At 70.2% G+C, this 2,835-nt stretch carries 3 protein-coding genes; all 3 read right to left on the bottom strand.

Annotated elements, in window-relative coordinates; genetic code table 11:
• Nucleotides 1-722: DNA-formamidopyrimidine glycosylase family protein (locus LQV45_RS24025; protein ID WP_230009137.1), on the bottom strand; the 722-nt coding region annotated here is incomplete at its 3' end.
• Nucleotides 722-1,213 carry a ribose-5-phosphate isomerase gene (locus LQV45_RS24030; RefSeq protein WP_290370304.1) on the bottom strand — a complete coding sequence of 164 codons (492 nt, stop codon included), beginning with the start codon at nt 1,211-1,213 and terminating at the stop codon, nt 722-724. The genes LQV45_RS24030 and LQV45_RS24025, both read right to left, overlap by 1 nt.
• Before the next feature lie 215 nt (nt 1,214-1,428).
• Nucleotides 1,429-2,430, bottom strand: coding sequence for a hypothetical protein (locus LQV45_RS24035; RefSeq protein WP_230009138.1), 1,002 nt, complete (start codon nt 2,428-2,430; stop codon nt 1,429-1,431).
• Nucleotides 2,431-2,835 lie beyond the last annotated feature (405 nt).

Genomic DNA, 2,835 nt, shown 5'->3' on the forward strand with positions numbered 1-2,835 from the left:
CGGCCGTCCCGGACGCCGTCGGTCATCATGGCCGCGGTGTCGTCCCAGAGCCGGCGGGCCGCGTCCGGTGACAGTTCGGCGCCGGGCAGCCAGGGGTTGAGCCGCTGCCGGAACAGGAGTTCGGCCCGGTAGACGTTCCCGACGCCGGCAATCACCTTTTGGTCCATCAGCAGGGCCGCCAGCGGTGTGCGTTTGGCCGCCACGCTGGCGCTGAAGGTGTCCCGGTCTCCCGGAAGGTTCCGCAGCGGGTCCGGGCCGAGCCGCGCCAGTACGGCCGCCGCTTCCGCGTCCGTGATCGCCTCGCACGTGGTCGCGCCGCGGAGATCGGCCCAGCCGTGCGCGCCGGCGAGCCGGACCCGGACGGCACCGACCGGCGCGGGCGGGCCCTCATATGCGGCCAGCCCGGCCGCCTCAGCGTCGTCGTAGACTTCCCGCTCCCCCACCTTCCGGGGCGCGCCAATGCTGGAGGCGCCGCGGAAGGTGGCGTCACCGCCGAAATCCCAGGCGCCATAGAGACCCAGGTGGACGTGCAGGAGAAGCCCGTGCCCGAACTCCAGGAAGAGGTGCTTCCCGTGCGCCAAGGAACTGACGAGGGTGTGGCCGTCCAGCAGCGCCGCGCCCTGGGCAAACCGGCCCTGCGGACTGGAGACCGCGAGCCGCTCCCCCGCGAAGACGTCCCCGAACTGGCGGGCCAGCCGGTGCACGGAATGCCCCTCCGGCACTAGTCGATGACCTCGCCGGTGCGCTCGTACGTGGCGATCTTGCCGATCCGGCGGACGTGGCGCTCATCGTTGCTGAAGGGTTCGGCCAGGAACGCCTCGATGATTTCCGTGGCCTCGTCGACGCTGTGCTGGCGGCCGCCGACGGCGACGACGTTGGCGTCGTTGTGCTCACGTGCCAGCTGGGCGGTGGACAGGTTCCAGGCCAGCGCGGCACGGACGCCCTTGACCTTGTTGGCGGCGATCTGCTCGCCATTGCCAGAGCCGCCGAGGACTATGCCGAGGGCGTGGGTTCCGGCCTCCTGGTCCGCGACGACGGCGAGGGCGGCGTTGATGCAGAACGACGGGTAGTCATCCAGGGCGTCGTAGACCTTCGGTCCGTGGTCCACCACCTCATAGCCCTTGGCGCCGAGGTGGCTGACCAGGTGGGCGCTGAGCTCCATTCCGGCGTGGTCGGTGGCAATGTGCACGCGGGGCAGGTCAGAAATGGTCACGGCTGTTCCGTTCGGTTGCGGCGCCGGGCGGCGGCCGGGGCGGTTGGGGTCTGGTCCAAGCCTACTAGGCCGGGCCTCCCGGGACCTTGCTGCAGCCCGCCGAACCCCTCACTGGACGGTCGTGTTACACAGGCCCGGCACGCCGTCGTACTCCGCCGTCCTGCTCCACCGTCCTACTCCACCGGGGACCGACACCGCCGTGCTACACGGCCGTGCTACACGGCGGTGGTCCCGCCGTTCCGCCGGGCCCTGTCCGCCACCCGGGACAGCGTTTGGGCGATATTGTCCGCCGCGGTGGCACTGCCGCCGCTCACCGCCAGCCGGCGCCCGTCCGAGCGGTCGATGACCACCGCGGGGCCGCTGCTGACCAGCATCGCGGTGGTGTTGCCATGGGTCCGGTAGCCCCACCCGCCATAGTCCGCCGCCGTGACGTCCCTGGGCGTCGCGGCGTCGATGGCCGCGGCCGGAACTTCCATGACCCGGACGAAGCCTGCCGCGAAGACGTGCAGGCCGCCGCGGTCGACCCGGATCCGGGCCACCAGGAACGCCGCGGCCACCAGGGCCGCCGCCACCAGGAGGACAGACAGCCACGGCACGGCAACGGTCAGGAGGGCGGCCGGCAGAAGCGTTGCGATGCCGAGCATGACGAAGATGGAGCTGCGGGCGTGGACCCAGAGGCTGACCCGGTCCCTGGCCAAATCCGGATCCTGTTCACGCTCGAGCGCCTGCCGGACGGCGACGTCGTCATCAACGGACCAGCGCTCGTCGGCCTTGAAGACAAAACCCATCACAACGCCCAGGCCGAGGGCCGCGCCGCTGCCGAGAGCCAGGACCGAGGCGTCCACATGGGATCCCCGCGCATCGGGCAGGCCCAGCTGGCCCACAAGCACGGCGGCAAGGACTGTGGTGACGAACAGGCTCATGGACAGGCCGGCGCCCATCATGATGCGGCGCATCATCGCGGGGCGCGACAGCGGCACGGCCTGCAGCAGCACGGCCCAGCCGATCACCACGATCAGCGAGGCTCCGGCTCCCGCGACTGTCACGAACGGCGCAAAGTCGGCGGCACCGGCGGCGGTCCAGCGGACGGCCAGCGGCTCGGGCAGATCCGGGCGTACCAGAAGCGCACACACAACGAATCCTGCCGCCAGCATCAGGGGGAAACCGATGGCAAAGCGCAGCGCCCTGGCATCGACGGAGTCACGGATCTTTCCCATGCTCCAACGCTACCGCGGACGCACCTTGATGGATCTGGGGACGTGCGCGCAGGTCAGGAGGTGGACGGGAAGCAAATGTGGCATCAGGCATGTAGTCCGGCGCCCGGACCTCGCCACGAGCAAGAAGAGACCGCCGGGGCAACGTCAACGTGGCCGCCCCAACCGCACCGATCTGACGCGAATGGCCGCTAAGCGCATCGGCTTAGCGGCCATTCGTGGCAAATCGTGGGCTGGGCGCAAAGGCCTTGGGGCCGGTTGTGACCGGGCTAACTTGCCAAGGGCCGCTAACGTGAAAGAATAATTTCACAGTATCGCCGGCGACCGCGGCCGCGGCCGGCCGGCAGTATCCATCTTCTTCTGGAGGCCCCTTTGCCCGGTAGGAACCTGACCCGCGCCGAAGCCCGC

It is taken from the genome of Microbacterium sp. Bi128, assembly GCF_918698205.1.

Excerpts from the sequence above, each read along its gene's own strand:
- LQV45_RS24035 (WP_230009138.1), bottom strand. The coding sequence starts at position 2,430 with ATGGGAAAGATCCGTGACTCCGTCGATGCCAGGGCGCTGCGCTTTGCC.